Source organism: Variovorax sp. LjRoot175 (genome assembly GCF_964253805.1).
In the GTDB taxonomy this organism is placed as follows: Bacteria; Pseudomonadota; Gammaproteobacteria; order Burkholderiales; family Burkholderiaceae_C; genus Variovorax.
The window spans coordinates 3,552,261-3,568,072 of the sequence record NZ_CAXURY020000001.1 but is presented as its reverse complement, the minus strand read 5'-3'; the positions used below and the strand labels follow the sequence as shown (position 1 = coordinate 3,568,072).

Annotated in this window: 13 protein-coding genes and 1 pseudogene; 8 read left to right on the top strand and 6 right to left on the bottom strand. The window is 64.2% G+C overall.

Translation table 11 applies throughout. The features are described from left to right. Positions 1 to 12: 12 nt before the first annotated feature. The 3 genes from ACSQ89_RS17710 to ACSQ89_RS17700 all read right to left on the bottom strand — a co-directional run bounded on the left by ACSQ89_RS17710 (position 13) and on the right by ACSQ89_RS17700 (position 3,236). Positions 13 to 852 carry a tetratricopeptide repeat protein gene (locus ACSQ89_RS17710; RefSeq protein WP_436292733.1) on the bottom strand — a complete coding sequence of 280 codons (840 nt, stop codon included), beginning with the start codon at positions 850 to 852 and terminating at the stop codon, positions 13 to 15. Next, positions 849 to 1,760 carry a Ku protein gene (locus tag ACSQ89_RS17705; protein WP_436292734.1) on the bottom strand — a complete coding sequence of 304 codons (912 nt, stop codon included), beginning with the start codon at positions 1,758 to 1,760 and terminating at the stop codon, positions 849 to 851. Before ACSQ89_RS17705 ends, ACSQ89_RS17710 begins: the two co-directional genes overlap by 4 nt. A gap of 438 nt (positions 1,761 to 2,198) precedes the next feature. Next, on the bottom strand, positions 2,199 to 3,236 hold the full coding sequence (locus tag ACSQ89_RS17700; RefSeq protein ID WP_436292735.1) for a GSU2403 family nucleotidyltransferase fold protein: 1,038 nt from the start codon (positions 3,234 to 3,236) through the stop codon (positions 2,199 to 2,201). A 550-nt stretch (positions 3,237 to 3,786) separates the two neighbouring features. Between ACSQ89_RS17700 and ACSQ89_RS17695 the strand changes: the two genes are divergently transcribed. The 4 genes and pseudogenes from ACSQ89_RS17695 (at position 3,787) to ACSQ89_RS17680 (ending at position 6,402) form a co-directional block, all read left to right on the top strand. Then, on the top strand, positions 3,787 to 4,584 hold the full coding sequence (locus ACSQ89_RS17695; protein WP_436292736.1) for a DUF2182 domain-containing protein: 798 nt from the start codon (positions 3,787 to 3,789) through the stop codon (positions 4,582 to 4,584). A gap of 105 nt (positions 4,585 to 4,689) precedes the next feature. Next, entirely contained in the window at positions 4,690 to 5,292 is a 603-nt protein-coding gene (locus ACSQ89_RS17690; protein WP_436292737.1) for a DUF1326 domain-containing protein, read from the top strand. A gap of 468 nt (positions 5,293 to 5,760) precedes the next feature. After that, positions 5,761 to 6,084 (top strand): annotated as a pseudogene (locus ACSQ89_RS17685) (VOC family protein); the annotation flags it as partial. Next, positions 6,070 to 6,402: a YciI family protein gene (locus ACSQ89_RS17680; RefSeq protein WP_436296620.1), complete on the top strand. Its 333-nt coding sequence runs from the start codon at positions 6,070 to 6,072 to the stop codon at positions 6,400 to 6,402. The pseudogene ACSQ89_RS17685 and the gene ACSQ89_RS17680, both read left to right, overlap by 15 nt. 69 nt (positions 6,403 to 6,471) lie before the next feature. Here the strand turns inward: ACSQ89_RS17680 and ACSQ89_RS17675 are convergent, their stop codons facing one another. From ACSQ89_RS17675 to ACSQ89_RS17665, 3 genes are all read right to left on the bottom strand, one after another. Further along, positions 6,472 to 7,122: a LysE family translocator gene (locus tag ACSQ89_RS17675; RefSeq protein WP_436292738.1), complete on the bottom strand. Its 651-nt coding sequence runs from the start codon at positions 7,120 to 7,122 to the stop codon at positions 6,472 to 6,474. A 294-nt stretch (positions 7,123 to 7,416) separates the two neighbouring features. Further along, the gene (locus tag ACSQ89_RS17670; RefSeq protein WP_436292739.1) at positions 7,417 to 7,932 is read right to left on the bottom strand and encodes a DUF3237 domain-containing protein; all 516 of its coding nucleotides are present in this window, start codon (positions 7,930 to 7,932) and stop codon (positions 7,417 to 7,419) included. 10 nt (positions 7,933 to 7,942) lie between these two features. Further along, positions 7,943 to 8,341 carry a nuclear transport factor 2 family protein gene (locus tag ACSQ89_RS17665; RefSeq protein ID WP_436292740.1) on the bottom strand — a complete coding sequence of 133 codons (399 nt, stop codon included), beginning with the start codon at positions 8,339 to 8,341 and terminating at the stop codon, positions 7,943 to 7,945. Between the two features lie 164 nt (positions 8,342 to 8,505). Between ACSQ89_RS17665 and ACSQ89_RS17660 the strand changes: the two genes are divergently transcribed. The 4 genes from ACSQ89_RS17660 to odhB all read left to right on the top strand — a co-directional run bounded on the left by ACSQ89_RS17660 (position 8,506) and on the right by odhB (position 15,806). Then, positions 8,506 to 8,994, top strand: coding sequence for a winged helix-turn-helix transcriptional regulator (locus ACSQ89_RS17660; RefSeq protein ID WP_436292741.1), 489 nt, complete (start codon positions 8,506 to 8,508; stop codon positions 8,992 to 8,994). A gap of 522 nt (positions 8,995 to 9,516) precedes the next feature. After that, positions 9,517 to 11,427: a propionate--CoA ligase gene (locus tag ACSQ89_RS17655; RefSeq protein WP_436292742.1), complete on the top strand. Its 1,911-nt coding sequence runs from the start codon at positions 9,517 to 9,519 to the stop codon at positions 11,425 to 11,427. Between the two features lie 167 nt (positions 11,428 to 11,594). Next, on the top strand, positions 11,595 to 14,480 hold the full coding sequence (locus ACSQ89_RS17650; RefSeq protein ID WP_436292743.1) for a 2-oxoglutarate dehydrogenase E1 component: 2,886 nt from the start codon (positions 11,595 to 11,597) through the stop codon (positions 14,478 to 14,480). Between the two features lie 51 nt (positions 14,481 to 14,531). Continuing rightward, positions 14,532 to 15,806, top strand: coding sequence for a 2-oxoglutarate dehydrogenase complex dihydrolipoyllysine-residue succinyltransferase (gene odhB, locus ACSQ89_RS17645; protein WP_093108116.1), 1,275 nt, complete (start codon positions 14,532 to 14,534; stop codon positions 15,804 to 15,806). Positions 15,807 to 15,812: the final 6 nt, after the last annotated feature.

Here is a 15,812-nt window from a genome sequence, read left to right as displayed (position 1 = left end):
CATTGCGCTCGACTATTTCTGGAGGCGCCGATAGGCACTGAAGTGCCGAATGGCCTCCTGCTTGTGGCCGAGATGGTCATGCAACCTGGCGGCATTGAAATGCGCGTCGCCGAGGGCGGGATCGAGCTCCAGGCATCGCTCGTAGGATTGGAGCGCGTCGGTCAGCTGCCCCAGATCTTCCAGTGCCACGGCGCGATTGAAATGCAGCAGCGCCTCACGCGGGCAGTGGGCGAGGGCTTCGTCGTAGAGAGCCACGGCTTCGGCATGCCGTTCGGATTCGCACAGCATCGCGCCGAGGTTCAGATAGGCATCCGCATGGTTGGGAGCGAAGGCCAACGCCTTTCGGTAGGCGAGCTCGGCGGCTTCGCCGTCTCTGGTTTCGAGGTCTTCTCCTTGTGCAAACAGCTCGTCTGCAAGAGCTTGCCCCAAGCTCGGATCTTCGCTGCGCAGGTGTTCCACGAAGGACACTGAACCGCGCGCTGCGGCGATCTCGAAGTCCATGAGCAGTTGGCCTGATTCGGCCTCCCATTGGCTGTCGCGCTCACGGACCGCAATCGTGTTTCCCACCGCGGTGATTCGCAGTCCGGTCAGCGGCAACTCCGCAGGAAGCGTCGCCTTCAGTCGCTGCAGCGCGCGCACGATCTTGCGAGTCGAGATGTCGGCCGCCTGCAGCTGATGGGCGGTCCTCAGAAGCACGACATCGCGAAAGGAAAAACGGTACTCGTTGCGCGGTCCGCGCGAGGGACTCACGAAGCCGTTCGCTATCAGCCCTGCAATCGCACTTCGGGAGAGACCCAACATCTCCTGAATGCTGCGCAGGGTGTGCGGTGCCTCCGACGGATCGTTGCTCACTTCCTCAATCGCGCGCTTGCCGGGGAAGCTGGAGCGGCGGTCTTGGGCGCTCGCTTCGCGCCCTTGCGCTCTTTCGATGCCAGTACCGTGACTGCCTCTGCGGCCGGCACGCGACTCGGGCGCTTCGCGCCGCCCCGTGCCAGGCTGGCGCGCAGCATCTCGGTCAGGTCGATGATCTGGCCGCTCGCAGGCGGCTCATGCTGCTCCGCGGCGACGATTTGCTTCCCGGCGATCTTCGCGTCGATGGCTGCCAGGATTCGCTTCTTTTCTTCATCCTCGAACTGCGTCGGGTCGTAGCTTTCCTCGGATATCTGGTCGATGAGCTGGAGCGCCAGCTTCACCTCCGCATCGGAAGGCGTGATCTCCTCGATCTCGAGGTCCTTCATCGACCGCACCTCTTCGGCGTAGAGCAGTTGCTGCAGCACCAGGCCGTCCTCTGCCGCGCGGACCTGGACGATGTACTGCTTTCCCTTCCAGGCCCACTTCGCGAGCGCGCAGCGGCCGCTCTTGCGCATCGCCGCGCGCAAGAGGGTGTACGGCTTGGCGCCGCGCTTGTCGGGTGCGATGAAGTACGCCTTGTCGTAATAGAGGGGGTCGACCGCCTTTTCCGGGATGAAGGCAACGATGTCGATCGTGTGGGTCGCGCTTTCTTCCACGGCCTTCAACTCGTCAGGGGTGAACAGGACGTAGCGGTCCTTTTCGAACTCGTACCCCTTGACCATTTCCGAACGGGGAACGACGGTGGTCTGATCCTTCTCCGAAACATATTGCTGCTTGAGGCGAGAGCCGTCCTCGGCCAGCAAGTTGAACTTGACCGTTGCGGCGCTTTCGGTCGCGGAATACAACTTGACCGGGATGGAGACCAATCCGAAGCTGAGAGACAAGGACGCGATGGAACGAGCGGGCATGCCGACCTCCGTTGGACGTGCGGCCGGCACCTCCTGGCCTGAGGATGCCACTTTCCTGAGTCCTCGAACAGAGCGAAGGGGAGGCGCCGCCGCGGTCGGTGGTGGTGGTCACGCGAAATATGGTGCCGAAGGAGCTCGACAGGCGTTGCCGAGCGCAGAGGGCCTTGGTGCTGCTCGCATCTCAGCCGCTTGGGAGTTTCAAAACGACCTATTTCCGGCAGCTTTGCTTGCAAGGCGTAAGAAATAGAGTGCGCAAATTCCAACCCGTCCGCTCACCTTGGAGCCGAGGGGCACGTGCCGAGCAACGTAACGCAGGTTCGCTTCCGGCGCGCCTCGTGCATTCCGTGCTATGGCACAGTTCGGCCAGGAGCGGACATCGGCGGTGCGTGCGCAATCCTGCGAATTCGGAGCCGCCGGCGGCACCGCGCACGCTTAGAGCTACGAGTGGGAGCTCAAATCAGCCAGAAAATCCCGAGCGCGCTCTGACGAGTTGGAGACAAGATTCATGGCCTGGGTAGCGGCCAAAGCAACCCGAGGACGAGCGCTTTTATCCAGGTCGCCGACAGCTGTTGTGAGCCAGTCTGGAAACTTCTCCATCAACGCGTCAATCAGCACCATGGCCTGTCGGCGGTCCTTGTCTGCCTTGAGCGCGCGCGACGGGTCGCGAAGCGTGCTGACGATGAGCTTGTGAACGGCAAACCTTGCGGGGTCCGGCATCATCACCGGGACCACATGTTCTTTGCCTAGGACGAAACCACGCGTCGCGTTTGAAACCAGATAGCCGAAGTATGGCAGGCCCGTCGCGTGTGCTCGTATCTCAGGCAAGGGCTTCGTTTCGTACGCCTCGGAACCCGGCACGAGCAGGTCAACCTTGAGTGGCCGACCGCGGGCCTTGAAGGCGGTTGGAGGCTTCCGCGGGTCCAACTCCGGAACCTCGAAGAAGGGAACGCTACTGTCACGCAGGATGTCGAGAAAGCTGCGGTCCTGGGGAATGGCCACCGAGATTGCCCCGGCGCTTCCAATGTCGATGTCCTCTGTCGCATAGTTCGCAGCTAGCCGAACGCCTAGGCTGTTCAGGAGCGCGCCGAACGCATGAGAGCCGACGAGAAGCCCGCCGTGGCTGAAGATTCCGGCATTGAAGAGCGTAGCGAGGGTTAGCGCCGAAGAGTTGTCCGCGGCAGCAAAGCCCGCCTTGCGCAGAAGCTGGACGTCGGCGGCGAGCTCGCGCATCTCAGCGCTCTCGAGGCGCTTCTCCTCGAGCGCAGCATCGGTACGAGGGTCTCCCGCACGCCCCAGCGAGGATTCCTTGTGTTTTCCTGACGCTAGGTACATCCGCCAGTAGAGGTATGTCTTGCCGGCAACAGTCTTCTGGGCTGCGGACCCGGGAGAGTGCAGCGGGATGTGGGACTGCGCGCTGGCGCGCTCGCTGACAGAGGAATACAGCGTCTGTAGTGCGTCATTGTGGAAGCTGGCCATGGCTGATAATTATACCTTATCTCCACATTGAAAGGTATAACTCAAGACGGGTGGTTCTTATACCTTAAGATTGATTTGCGAGGGATAATTTGCCATTGTGAACTCCCGTGCTGCACGTCAGTGTCGACCTGCTTCCTGACGAGCCTTCGACCCTGGCAGTACGGCCGAGGACCGGGCCTTGGTCTGGTTGCGGCTTTCGTTGGAGGCAGCGTGCGGTAGCCAGCGGCTACAGTCGGCCATCACCAGCCATTCAATGTGGATGCCAGAAGCAGCCGCTCGACGCCGCTCTCGACCCATCTCCGCCATTCGCTCCTCAAGATTCGGCACCAGAAAGCTGACGCTCAACGTTTGGCTGAACGGCCTTGATGCTTGATGGAAGGGATAGGCGCCTTCAGCTGCGTGACGACGCCGCTCGCTGAAGCGGCCGTCTGAGACACCACCCCCTTGCCGCCCCCCTAGTTCATCGGCATCGAGCGCGAGCCCGGGAACTACGCTGCTCCTATGCGCGGGCCTAAAATGTTCATCCCTGTAGTCAGTGGGAGCGGCCGTGTTGAATGCCTTCGCCGACGCGCGGCTCGCTCGCGCACGGCGCGATCGCCGGCTGGTGGGGGCGTGCCTGGTGCTGCTCGTTGCTCTCGCGTGGCTGTATCTGGCGATCATGGCCGAAGCGATGGCAGCAATGGACAGCGCACTGCACAGCTCGCGCGCGATGTGGCTGATGCCGATGGGAGAGTGGGGCGCGCGGGAGTTCGCGCTCGGCTTGGCCATGTGGGCGGTGATGATGGTCGGCATGATGGTGCCGAGTGCGGCGCCGATGCTGTTCGCCTACCTGAACGTGAGCCGCTCGCGGCCCGCGGGGCTCTCGCCGATCGCAGCGACGGCTGCTTTCCTGCTCGGCTACCTGCTGGTGTGGGGCGGGTACAGCGTACTTGCAACCGCCGCGCAATGGGCGCTGCACGCGACCGATCTGCTCGGACCCACGATGCGCAGCTCCAGCGTCGTGTTGAACGCGCTGCTGTTGATCGCGGCGGGCGTCTACCAATTTCTTCCCATCAAGAACGTCTGCCTGTCGAAGTGCCGGCTTCCCCTCGGCTTTCTGCTCACCGAGTGGCGCGACGGGTGGACCGGCGCGGTGACGATGGGCCTGCGGCACGGCGCTTTCTGTGTCGGCTGCTGCTGGCTGCTGATGGCGCTGCTCTTCGTCGCGGGTGTGATGAACCTGCTGTGGATCGCGCTGCTGTCCGTCGCTGTGTTGGTGGAGAAGGCGCTCCCCTTCGGGCGCCAAGCCGCGCGCGTCGTCGGCGCGTTGATGATCGCGGCGGGCCTGGGGGTCTTGGTGCTGGGCTGAGGCCAGGCTCGCTGCCTGGAAATTCGACTCGCCGTTGCCTATAGTTAACGTGCGGCTGGGTTGCGCGAGCGGCGGCTGTTTCAAGCGGCCGAGAAGGAGACGACGATGGCTTGGCAGATGGATGCGACGATGCTCGAGATGTGCAGCTGCAAGGCGTTGTGCCCGTGCTGGCTCGGCCCGGATACCGTCCCGGACCAGGGTTGGTGCGCCGGCGCGTTGCTGATCGACATCGAGAAGGGCGCGATCGATGGCCAGGACGTGGGCGGCTGCCGTGCCGCGCTCGCGGCCTGGTGGCCCGGCAATTTCTTTGCCGGCAACGGCACCGCGCGCTTGTACCTGGACAGCCGCGCCAGCGACGCGCAGCGCAGCGCGCTCGAGGCTGTGTTTTCGGGTAAGAAGGGCGGCATGTTCGGTGCCGTGCTCGGCCCAGCGGTCACGAAGTGGCTGCCCGCGAAGAGCGTGCCGATCGACATTCAAGGCGGCGACGTGCCGTCTTTCTCGGTGGGCGCCGTCGCCAAAGGCACGCTCACCCGCTACAAGGACGCCGCGGGCAAGACCGCAACGGTGCAGGGCACGGCGGCGCAGGGGGCCTTCGAGAGCACCTCGATGGAGATTGCGAGCGCGAAGGGTACGCGCTGGACCGAGCCCGATGCGCGCGACTGGGAGGGCGACTCCGGCACGCTGCACAAGGTCCGCTGGGCCGGCTGAGCGGCGCGGCGCGGGCCGTTCGCCCTCAACTCGCCAGCCGCGCGTACGCTACCGCGACGGTCGCGGCCAGTCGCGCGTTGCTCAGCACCAGTTGGATGCTGCCCGCCAGGCTCTCCATCGTCTCGGACACACTGCGGCATGTCCCCTTCACCTGGGCCCCCGAAAGCCGCCACTGATGAGCGGCGGCAGTTGGCCGTTCAGTAACTTTGACGAAGGTCAGCTTCTCTTGATACTGAAAGACCGCAACGGGCCCACGAGACCTTCGGCCGCAGGTCTAAAAATGACCAAGCAAAAGGCAACGTTCCGCGACTCAAGGGCTGCGAAAGGCAAGTTCCAGCGACGCACCGAGGCAAAGTACGTCTACTCACCCGTCTGATTTCAGAGGGAGGCTGCGCGCGTCAGGGCAAGGACCAGTGGCGTTCCGCACCCAGCAAGAACACGATCTGCCTCTGATACAACCGCGACGCGCTGGAAGCTGCGCAGTTTTACGCGAAGACCTTTCCGGACAGTTTCGTAGGCCCCGTGTACCGCGCGCCGGGCGACTTTCCCTCGGGCAAGGAGGGCGATGTCCTGGCGGTGGAATTCACAGTCATGGGCATTCCTTGCCTCGGGCTGAATGGCGGGTCGGCTTTCGAGCGCAACGAAGCGTTCTCGTTCCAGGTGGCGACCGAGGATCAGGCAGAAACCGATCGCCTTTGGGACGCCATCGTCGGCAACGGCGAGCAGGAAAGCGCCTGCGGCTGGTGCAAGGACAAGTGGGGTCTGTCGCCCAAAGAAATCCAGGCGGCCATCGACGCTTTCTATGTGTGGCACGCGAGGCTGGTCGCGGGAGGCCGGTTCAAGTCGGGGCAGCGCCTGGCGAAAGCAGCGAAGCTGGTGACGCGCTCCGGCGTCACGGACGGGCCGTTCACCGAAGCCAAGGAAGTGATCGGCGGGTATTGGTTTGTGCTGGCGGGCAGCCTGGAAGAGGCGGCCCGCATCGCTGCAGACAATCCGTGCCTAGCCTGCGGCTTGGCCTTCGAGGTACGGCCCATCGAGCCGGAGCAAGCAAGCGCCTATCGTGAGAGCAACGAGACGCCGGCCGGCTGGATGATTGCCGGGGCGCGCTGAATACGCTGGGCCGGCATCCGAACCGCGGTCGGCCGGGCGTCTCACTGGGAGAGCTAGCTTGGACGGCAGTTAACGAGAGGGGATGTCGGTCAGGGCCAGCTTGATGCCGAATCCGGCGAACATGGCGCCCGCCACCCGGTCCAGCCAATGCAGGACGCTCTGGACGGCGCCGCGTTGGGCCATCCAGCCGGCAGCCAGCGCCCAGCCGCAGTTGAACGGCAGGGAGTTGAGTTTGAACAAGGTGCCCAACAGCACGAAGGTCCATGCCTTGTTGGGCGCATCCGGTGCAATGAATTGCGGCACAAAGGCCAGGAAGAACATCGCCACCTTCGGGTTCAACACGTTGGTCCAGAAGCCCCCGAGGAACACAACCACCAAGCTCGCGGCCGGCCGCGCCTGCGCTAGGTCGGTCATCTCCGCATGACGCGGCGGTGCTTTGGCTAGCAGCAGTTTGGTGCCGACCCACAGCAGGTACGCTACCCCGATCCACTTCAGCGTGGCGAATGCGGTCGCCGACGTCGCCAGCAGGGCGCTCATGCCCAGCGCGGCTGCGAAGATGTGCACAAGACCACCGGCTGTGATGCCCAGCCCCGCCACCAAGCCGGCCTTGGTTCCGGACCTCAGCGAATTGGTGACGATGTACAGCACGTCCGGCCCGGGCGCGAGGTTCAACAGCCAGCCTGTGGCGATGAAGAGCAACAAGTATTGCGTGTCAGGCACTAAAAATTCTCCGAATTCACCGGCTCTCTGCGCCGTGGGGTCCTTCCCGCTTGGCGCGTTGGACGCGCATTCGGGTCCACTCAGTGAGGCCGTGGGTCTCGACCCAGTACGAATCGAACTCTGAGCGGCTCATGCCGAGGTCCCGGATCGCGGCTGCGTCCAGGCGCGCAAATGCTTCGCGCGCGAGGCATACTGCCAGCGAAGTCGCAGCACCCCAGCAAGCATCCCTTGCGGGAGCGAAGCGTGAGACGGGGCATTGCGCAGCACTGCTCATCGCGTTCTGCGCAGGTCATGTCACAGGATGCAATACATCCGATGATCGATCCGGCCAGGCCCGTATTCGCCGTAGCCGACGGTGACCATTCCGGAAAGCCATGAATAGCGCTCGTCGGACGTCTCAAACCTGGGCGTTGGACGGATGTATGTTTCATCAAACGACAATCGCTCGCCCTTGGCCAGACGCGCACGACCATCCGCCGGGTACCTGAGGAGGCCTTGCGAGTCATAGTGAATGAGAACACCGTCATGGGTGCGCAAGGTGGCGCGAACATCCATGCGGCTGATTCCGTCGGCACCGAGGTGGACCCAGTCGCCGCCGCCCGGCAGCATTTCACCCCGGAAGCGGGGGCCTTCGAAGCGTCCACCCTTCACCACGAAGGTCAAGCGGGTCCCGAGGTGGGTCTTGATCACCTGGCCGAGCTCCAGATCGATGCTGAGATCGCACAAATGCTCGACCGGCAGCGCCTTGATCAACGCTCGGTCGAACAACGGTGTCATTGGGGCGGCGGTGGGGGTTTTTACGTCCGTCATGTCTTGGCCCTCATTTCGCATCGAGTGCTGCTTTCACTTGAGCGAAATCGAAGAAGGTATCTTTCCTTGTGACAAGTCCGTCACCATCCACTTCCACGACATCCAGCGCATGGAATTTTCTGGGCTCCTTGCCGGGGGGGTGGAACGTCAGGTCCCAATCGAGTGTCCAGTGCTTGTCGCCGAGAAGAAGGCGGCGTATCTCGACGCCGAAATTGGGGTAGAGCTCGAACACCCCGGCGAACTCCTTGAGCAGCGCAGCCTTGCCCTTGACCTCTCCGCTGCGGCCATGGGCCTGAAAGGTCGAGTCAGGCGCATGGAGCGCGACAATGGCCTGAGGGTCGTGGGAGAGCCATGCCGCAGCGTAGCGGTCGGCGATTGCGGCAAGATTTAGCTGGGTAGCTTCAGACATGTGAAAACCTTTCTGTATCTGCGGGCTCTGTTCGCGGTGCATCGGCTGATGCCGCGGCTCGCGACTGGTGGGTAGACCCTCGCGCGAACACGACAACTATACCTATGATTATCATAGCCACATGAACTGTGAGGAAGAAAATGGCTAAAAGGGCGTCGCCGTCGGTGGCCGACGACACCGTCTGCCCGGTCGCGCTGGCTCAGAAAATCGTCGGCGACCGCTGGACGGTTCTGGTGCTGCGCGAGTTGTTTCTCGGGAGCCATCGCTTCGAGGAGATCCAGGCACAGATAAAAGCCACGCCACAGATGCTGGCGGATCGGCTGAAGAAACTCGAATCAGACGGGATGATTGAACGCCGGCCGTACAGCACAAGGCCGCTGCGGAGCGAATACCACCTCACCAAAATGGGTGTCGGGTTTTACCCCGTATTTCTGGCATTTCGCGCCTGGGGTGAGACTTGGTGCAAGTCCAGGAAGCAAGAGGTGGCCATACGCTACACGCACGTTCCGTGCGGAAAGGATCCGGGATTGGGTCCGATATGCCAGGAATGCGGTAAAGAGATGCGCAGGGAAGAACTTTCCGCGACGCTGAGCGAGTCGTTCAATGCGGAGCGTCAGGAGCGGAAGGAGGCATTCAAACGCGGCCAAGCCTGATCGTTGGTCCACTTCGACTCCGCCACACATCGAGACGCCCATGCGTGGTGCCAGGTCGAGATGGCTTGGGTGGATTCGGTCATGGTCGTGCTCCTGTCGATGGACGAGGCCAATTGCCTCACACCAAACATAGACAGGGACGCGATGACGGACTGACGCCGCGGTCTTCGCGGCGGGCTACCGCGGCAGCGGTTTAGTCCTCGGGCCCCATAGCCGCCCTTGAGCGGACGCAAAGGATGCCCTGAAGCGGTCGGCCGATTGTGCAGTTTCTCTGCGCGGGGGAGGGAAGCTAGTGAGCCATTCGGGCTCGGGCGCTGAGGGATCTGCCGATCCACGTTTGGCACTCAATTTGTCGTCTCAATCGGGCATCAGGGCTGAGTTTGGAACTCTATTTCGCGTTCTTACACTCTATTTGCTCGCACCAGGTGGTCCGACTGCCTGTCAGCCTGCTGCAAGCACGGCCTTCATAATTATGAATTCAGTTTCTACGACAAGTCAAAGCCAGAACTGGAGACAACGCCCATGAGCCGCTATGCAGAGTTCTATCGCCAGTCGATCGATGCGCCGGAGGCCTTCTGGGCCGAACAGGCCAAGCTCATCGACTGGAAAACGCCGCCGCAGCAGATCCTCGATGCCTCTAACGCGCCCTTCGCGCGCTGGTTCGCGGGCGGCACGACCAATCTCTGCCACAACGCGGTCGATCGCCACCTCGCCACCCGCGGCGATCAGCCCGCGCTGATCGCCGTTTCCACCGAGACCGGCACCGAAAAAAGCTATAGCTTCAAGGAACTGCATGCCGAGGTGCAGCGTTTTGCGGCGAGCCTGATGGAGCTCGGCGTCGGCAAGGGCGACCGCGTGCTGATCTACATGCCGATGATTCCCGAGGCCGCCTTCGCGATGCTGGCCTGCGCGCGCTTGGGCGCGATCCACTGCGTGGTGTTCGGCGGCTTCGCCAGCGGCTCGCTGGCCTCGCGCATCGAGGATGCGACGCCGAAAGTCGTCGTCAGCGCCGACGCCGGGTCGCGCGGCGGCAAGGTGCTTGCGTACAAGCCGCTGCTCGACGAGGCGATCCGGCAGTCCTCGCACAAGCCCGAGTCGGTGCTGCTGGTCGATCGCGGCCTGGCGCCGATGGCCCTGACCGAAGGGCGTGACCATCTGGCGGCCGCGCTGGTCGAGAAGCACCGCGATGCGCAGGTGCCCTGCACCTGGCTGGACGCGACCGACATCAGCTACACCATCTACACCAGCGGCACCACCGGCCGGCCCAAAGGGGTGCAGCGCGACACCGGGGGCTATGCCGTGGCCCTGGCCGCCAGCATGAAGCACATCTTCGACGGCCGGCCCGGCGAAACCTATTTCTCGACCAGCGACATCGGCTGGGTGGTGGGCCACAGCTACATCGTCTACGGCCCGCTGATCGCGGGGATGGCGACCCTCATGTACGAGGGCCTGCCCACGCAGGGCCTCGACCGGCAACCCGACGGCGGCATCTGGTGGCGGCTGGTGGAGAAATACAAGGTGACCGTGATGTTCAGCGCGCCGACCGCGGTGCGCGTGCTCAAGAAGCAGGACCCGGCGCTCTTGAAGAAGTACGACCTATCGAGCCTGCGCGCGCTGTTCCTAGCCGGCGAGCCGCTCGACGAGCCCACGGCGCGCTGGATCAGCGAGGGCCTGGGCGTGCCGATCATCGACAACTACTGGCAGACCGAGTCGGGCTGGCCCATCCTCACGGTGGCCAACGGGGTTGAGCAGACGCGAAGCAAGTTCGGCAGCCCCGGCGTTCCGATGTACGGCTACAAGGTGAAGATCCTCCATGAGGCGACCGGCGAGGAACTGAGCGGCGCCAACGAGAAGGGCGTGGTGGTGATCGAGGGGCCGACGCCGCCGGGCTTCATGCAGACCGTGTGGAAGGACGACGAGCGCTTCGTCAACACCTACTGGAAGAGCGTGCCGGGCAAGCTGGTGTATTCCACCTTCGACTGGGGCATCCGCGACGAGGACGGCTACTTCTACATCCTCGGCCGTACCGACGACGTGATCAATGTCGCCGGCCATCGGCTCGGCACGCGCGAGATCGAGGAAGCGATCTCGGGCCATGCGAAGGTCGCCGAAGTCGCGGTCGTCGGCGTAGCCGATGCGCTCAAGGGGCAGGTGGCGATGGCCTTCGTGGTGCCGAAGGATGGTGCAGCGCTCGGCGACGACCAGGCAGCCCTTCTCCTCGAAGGGGAAATCATGAAGCAGGTGGCCGACCAGCTCGGCGCGCTGGCGCGTCCCGCGCGCGTGCGCTTCGTGAGCGCTCTGCCCAAGACGCGCAGCGGCAAGCTGCTGCGCCGCGCGATCCAGGCCGTGTGCGAACAGCGCGACCCGGGCGACCTGACCACGATAGAAGACCCCGGCGCCCTCCAGCAGATCAGGCAATCGCTATCCCCTTGAGGGCTTGCGAAGGCGCTTTCCGCCGTCACGTAGTTGCCATGGCACAATGCCAGGGTACTCAGGCCCTTCCCCAGCCACAGTCGCATCCGCCATCCGGTTCAGCCGTGTCGCGGAAGGTTTCTTAAACCAGCTAATGCTTCCTACAGGGAAGCGAAGGTCAGCGGAATATGAGCGATTCATCGTCGACGCCCGGCGCGTCCGTCTATCACGCCTACCAAGGCAACACCTACCTCTTCGGCGGCAACGCGCCCTATGTCGAGGAGATGTACGAAAACTACCTCAGCAATCCCGGCAGCGTGCCCGACAACTGGCGCTCGTACTTCGATGCGCTGCAGCACGTGCCCGCCACCGACGGCAGCACCACCCGCGACGTGCCGCACCAGCCGGTCATCAATGCCTTCGCCGAGCGCGCCAAGCAGGGCACCACGAGGGTGGTGCAGGCCAGCGGCGCCGATTCGGAGCTGGGCCGCCAGCGCACCGCCGTCCAGCAGCTGATCGCGGCCTACCGCAACGTCGGCGTCCGCTGGGCCGACCTTGACCCGTTGAAGCGCGCGGAGCGCCCGTCGATTCCGGAACTCGAGCCTTCGTTCTACGGTTTCACCGATGCCGATCTCGAAACGGTGTTCAACACGAGCAACACCTTCTTCGGCAAGGACACGATGTCCTTGCGCGACCTGCTCAACGCGCTGCGCGAGACCTACTGCGGCACGATGGGCGTCGAGTACATGTACACCACCGACCAGAACCACAAGCGCTGGTGGCAGCAGAGGCTCGAGAGCGCGCGGACCAACCCGAAGCTCAGCACCGAGCAGAAGAAGCGCATCCTCGAACGCCTGACGGCGGCCGAAGGCCTGGAGCGCTTCCTCCACACCAAGTACGTCGGCCAGAAGCGCTTCTCGCTCGAAGGCGGGGAGAGCTTCATTGTTTCGATGGACGAGCTGATCAGCCAGGCCGGCGTCAAGGGCGTGCAGGAGATCGTGATCGGCATGGCCCACCGCGGCCGTCTCAACGTGCTGGTCAACTCGCTCGGCAAGATGCCGGCCGACCTGTTCGCCGAGTTCGACCACACGGCGCCTGAAGACCTGCCCAGCGGCGACGTCAAGTACCACCAGGGCTTCAGCTCCGACGTTTCGACGCCCGGCGGTCCGGTGCACCTGAGCCTGGCCTTCAACCCCTCGCACCTCGAGATCGTGAACCCCGTGGTCGAAGGCTCCGTGCGCGCGCGCATGGACCGCCGCGCCGACCCGCTCGGCAAGCAGGTGCTGCCGGTGATCGTGCACGGCGACGCCGCCTTCGCAGGGCAGGGCGTCGTGATGGAGACGCTGGCGCTGGCCGAAACGCGCGGCTATTCCACCGGCGGCACGGTCCATATCGTGATCAACAACCAGATCGGCTTCACCACCAGCGACCCGCGCGACAGCCGCTCGACGCTGTACTGCACCGACATCGTCAAGATGGTCGAGGCGCCGGTGCTGCACGTGAACGGCGACGACCCCGAAGCGGTGGTGCTCGCGACCCAGCTCGCCCTCGAATTCCGCATGGAGTTCCAGAAGGACGTGGTGGTCGACATCATCTGTTTCCGCAAGCTCGGCCACAACGAGCAGGACACGCCCTCGCTCACCCAGCCGCTGATGTACAAGAAGATCGCGGCGCACCCGGGCACGCGCAAGCTCTATGCCGAGAAGCTGGGCGCCCAGGGCCTGGGCGACACGCTCGGCGACGACATGGTGAAGACGCAGCGCGCAGCCTTCGACGCCGGCAAGAACACCACCAATCCGGTGCTGACCAACTTCAAGAGCAAGTACGCGGTCGACTGGAGCCCCTTCCTCAACAAGAAGTGGACCGACGCCGGCGACACCGCCATCCCCACCGCGGAATGGAAGCGCCTGGCCGAGCGCATCACCAGGGCGCCGGAAAAGTTCACCGTGCATCCGCTGGTCAAGAAGGTGCTCGACGACCGTGCGGCCATGGGCCGCGGCGACGTCAACGTCGACTGGGGCATGGGCGAGCACATGGCTTTCGCCTCGCTGGTGGCCAGCGGCTATCCGGTGCGCCTTTCGGGCGAGGACAGCGGCCGCGGCACCTTCACGCACCGGCACGCCGTGCTGCACGACCAGAACCGCGAGAAGTTCGACGAGGGCACCTACGTGCCGCTTTCGAACGTGGCCGACAGCCAGGCGCCCTTCGTCGTCATCGACTCCATCCTTTCCGAAGAGGCGGTGCTCGCCTTCGAATACGGCTACGCGTCGAACGATCCGAACACGCTGGTGATCTGGGAAGCGCAGTTCGGTGACTTCGTCAACGGCGCGCAGGTCGTGATCGACCAGTTCATCGCCTCGGGCGAAGTGAAGTGGGGCCGCGTCAACGGCATCACGCTGATGCTGCCGCACGGCTACGAAGGGCAGGGCCCCGAGCACAGCTCGGCGCGCCTCGAGCGCTTCATGCAGCTGTCGGCCGACGCCAACATGCAGGTCGTGCAGCCCACCACCGCGAGCCAGATCTTCCACGTGCTGCGCCGGCAGATGGTGCGCAACCTGCGCAAGCCCTTGGTCATCATGACGCCCAAGTCGCTGCTGCGGAACAAGGACGCGACCTCGCCGCTGTCCGAGTTCACCAAGGGCAGCTTCCAGACCGTCATTCCCGACAACAAGGACCTGAAGGCCGAGAAGGTCAAGCGCCTCATCGCCTGCTCCGGCAAGGTCTACTACGACCTGGCGAAGAAGCGCGAGGAAAAGGGCGCCGACGACGTGGCGATCATCCGCGTCGAGCAGCTCTATCCGTTCCCGCACAAGGCCTTCGCCGCGGAACTCAGGAAGTACCCGAACCTCGTCGACGTGGTGTGGTGCCAGGACGAGCCGCAGAACCAGGGCGCCTGGTTCTTCGTGCAGCACTACATCCACGAGAACATGCTGGAAGGCCAGAAGCTCGGCTACTCGGGCCGCGCCGCCTCGGCGTCGCCCGCGGTCGGCTATTCGCACCTGCACCAGGAACAGCAGAAGGCGCTGGTCGACGGCGCATTTGCCAAGCTCAAGGGCTTCGTGCTGACCAAGTAAGAAGAACCACATTCACACCTACGAAGAAACACGAAGCGGAGCACATCAGTAATGTCTATCGTTGAAGTCAAAGTCCCCCAGTTGTCCGAATCCGTGGCCGAGGCCACGATGCTGCAGTGGAAGAAGAAGGCCGGCGAAGCCGTCGCGGTCGATGAGATCCTGATCGAGATCGAGACCGACAAGGTCGTGCTGGAAGTTCCGGCGCCAGCCGCCGGCGTGCTGGCCGAGATCGTGGCGGGCGACGGTGCCACCGTCGTCGCCGACCAGTTGATCGCGAAGATCGACACCGAGGGCAAGGGCGCGGCAGCCGCGCCCGCCGCTGCTCCGGCGGCAGCGCCAGCGGCCGCTCCGGCTCCCGCGGCAGCCGCCGCTGCCGCCCCGGCCGGTGGCTCGAAGTCCGATGTCGCGATGCCCGCGGCAGCCAAGCTCTTGGCCGACAACAAGCTCACGACGGGCGACGTGGCCGGCACCGGCAAGGACGGCCGCGTCACCAAGGGCGACGTGCTCGGTGCGGTCGCCTCCGGCGTCACGGCCAAGGCGGCTGCGCCGGTGGCCATCCCGACGGGCGCGCCCAAGACGGCGCTGCCGCAGGTCGCTGCGCCTGCCCGCGCGCCGGATCTCGGCGAGCGTCCGGAAGAGCGCGTGCCGATGAGCCGCCTGCGCGCCCGCATCGCCGAGCGCCTGCTGCAGTCGCAAGCGACCAACGCCATCCTGACCACCTTCAACGAGGTCAACATGGCGCCGGTGATGGAAATGCGCAAGCGCTACCAGGAGAAGTTCGAGAAGGAGCACGGCGTCAAGATCGGCTTCATGAGCTTCTTCGTGAAGGCCGCGGTGCATGCGCTGAAGAAATACCCAGTGATCAACGCCTCGGTGGACGGTAACGACATCGTCTACCACGGCTACTTCGACATCGGCATCGCCGTCGGTTCGCCGCGCGGCCTGGTGGTGCCGATCCTGCGCAATGCCGACCAGATGAGCTTTGCCGACATCGAGAAGAAGATCGCCGAGTACGGCCAGAAGGCCAAGGACGGCAAGCTGGGCATCGAGGAGATGACCGGCGGCACCTTCTCCATCTCCAACGGCGGCGTGTTCGGCTCGATGCTGTCGACGCCGATCATCAACCCGCCGCAGTCCGCCATCCTCGGCGTGCATGCGACCAAGGACCGCGCCGTGGTCGAGAACGGCCAGATCGTCGTGCGCCCGATGAACTACCTCGCGATGTCGTACGACCACCGCATCATCGACGGCCGTGAAGCCGTGCTGGGCCTCGTGGCCATGAAGGAGGCGCTGGAAGATCCTGCCCGCCTGCTGTTCGACATCTGAGGAGCC

What these genes read in the sequence shown, in the direction of transcription:
- ACSQ89_RS17705 (WP_436292734.1), bottom strand. Translation starts at nt 1,760, where the DNA reads ATGCCCGCTCGTTCCATCGCGTCCTTGTCTCTCAGCTTCGGATTGGTC.
- ACSQ89_RS17700 (WP_436292735.1), bottom strand. Translation starts at nt 3,236, where the DNA reads ATGGCCAGCTTCCACAATGACGCACTACAGACGCTGTATTCCTCTGTC.
- ACSQ89_RS17690 (WP_436292737.1), top strand. Translation starts at nt 4,690, where the DNA reads ATGGCTTGGCAGATGGATGCGACGATGCTCGAGATGTGCAGCTGCAAG.
- ACSQ89_RS17670 (WP_436292739.1), bottom strand. Translation starts at nt 7,932, where the DNA reads ATGACGGACGTAAAAACCCCCACCGCCGCCCCAATGACACCGTTGTTC.
- ACSQ89_RS17665 (WP_436292740.1), bottom strand. Translation starts at nt 8,341, where the DNA reads ATGTCTGAAGCTACCCAGCTAAATCTTGCCGCAATCGCCGACCGCTAC.
- ACSQ89_RS17655 (WP_436292742.1), top strand. Translation starts at nt 9,517, where the DNA reads ATGAGCCGCTATGCAGAGTTCTATCGCCAGTCGATCGATGCGCCGGAG.
- ACSQ89_RS17650 (WP_436292743.1), top strand. Translation starts at nt 11,595, where the DNA reads ATGAGCGATTCATCGTCGACGCCCGGCGCGTCCGTCTATCACGCCTAC.
- odhB (WP_093108116.1), top strand. Translation starts at nt 14,532, where the DNA reads ATGTCTATCGTTGAAGTCAAAGTCCCCCAGTTGTCCGAATCCGTGGCC.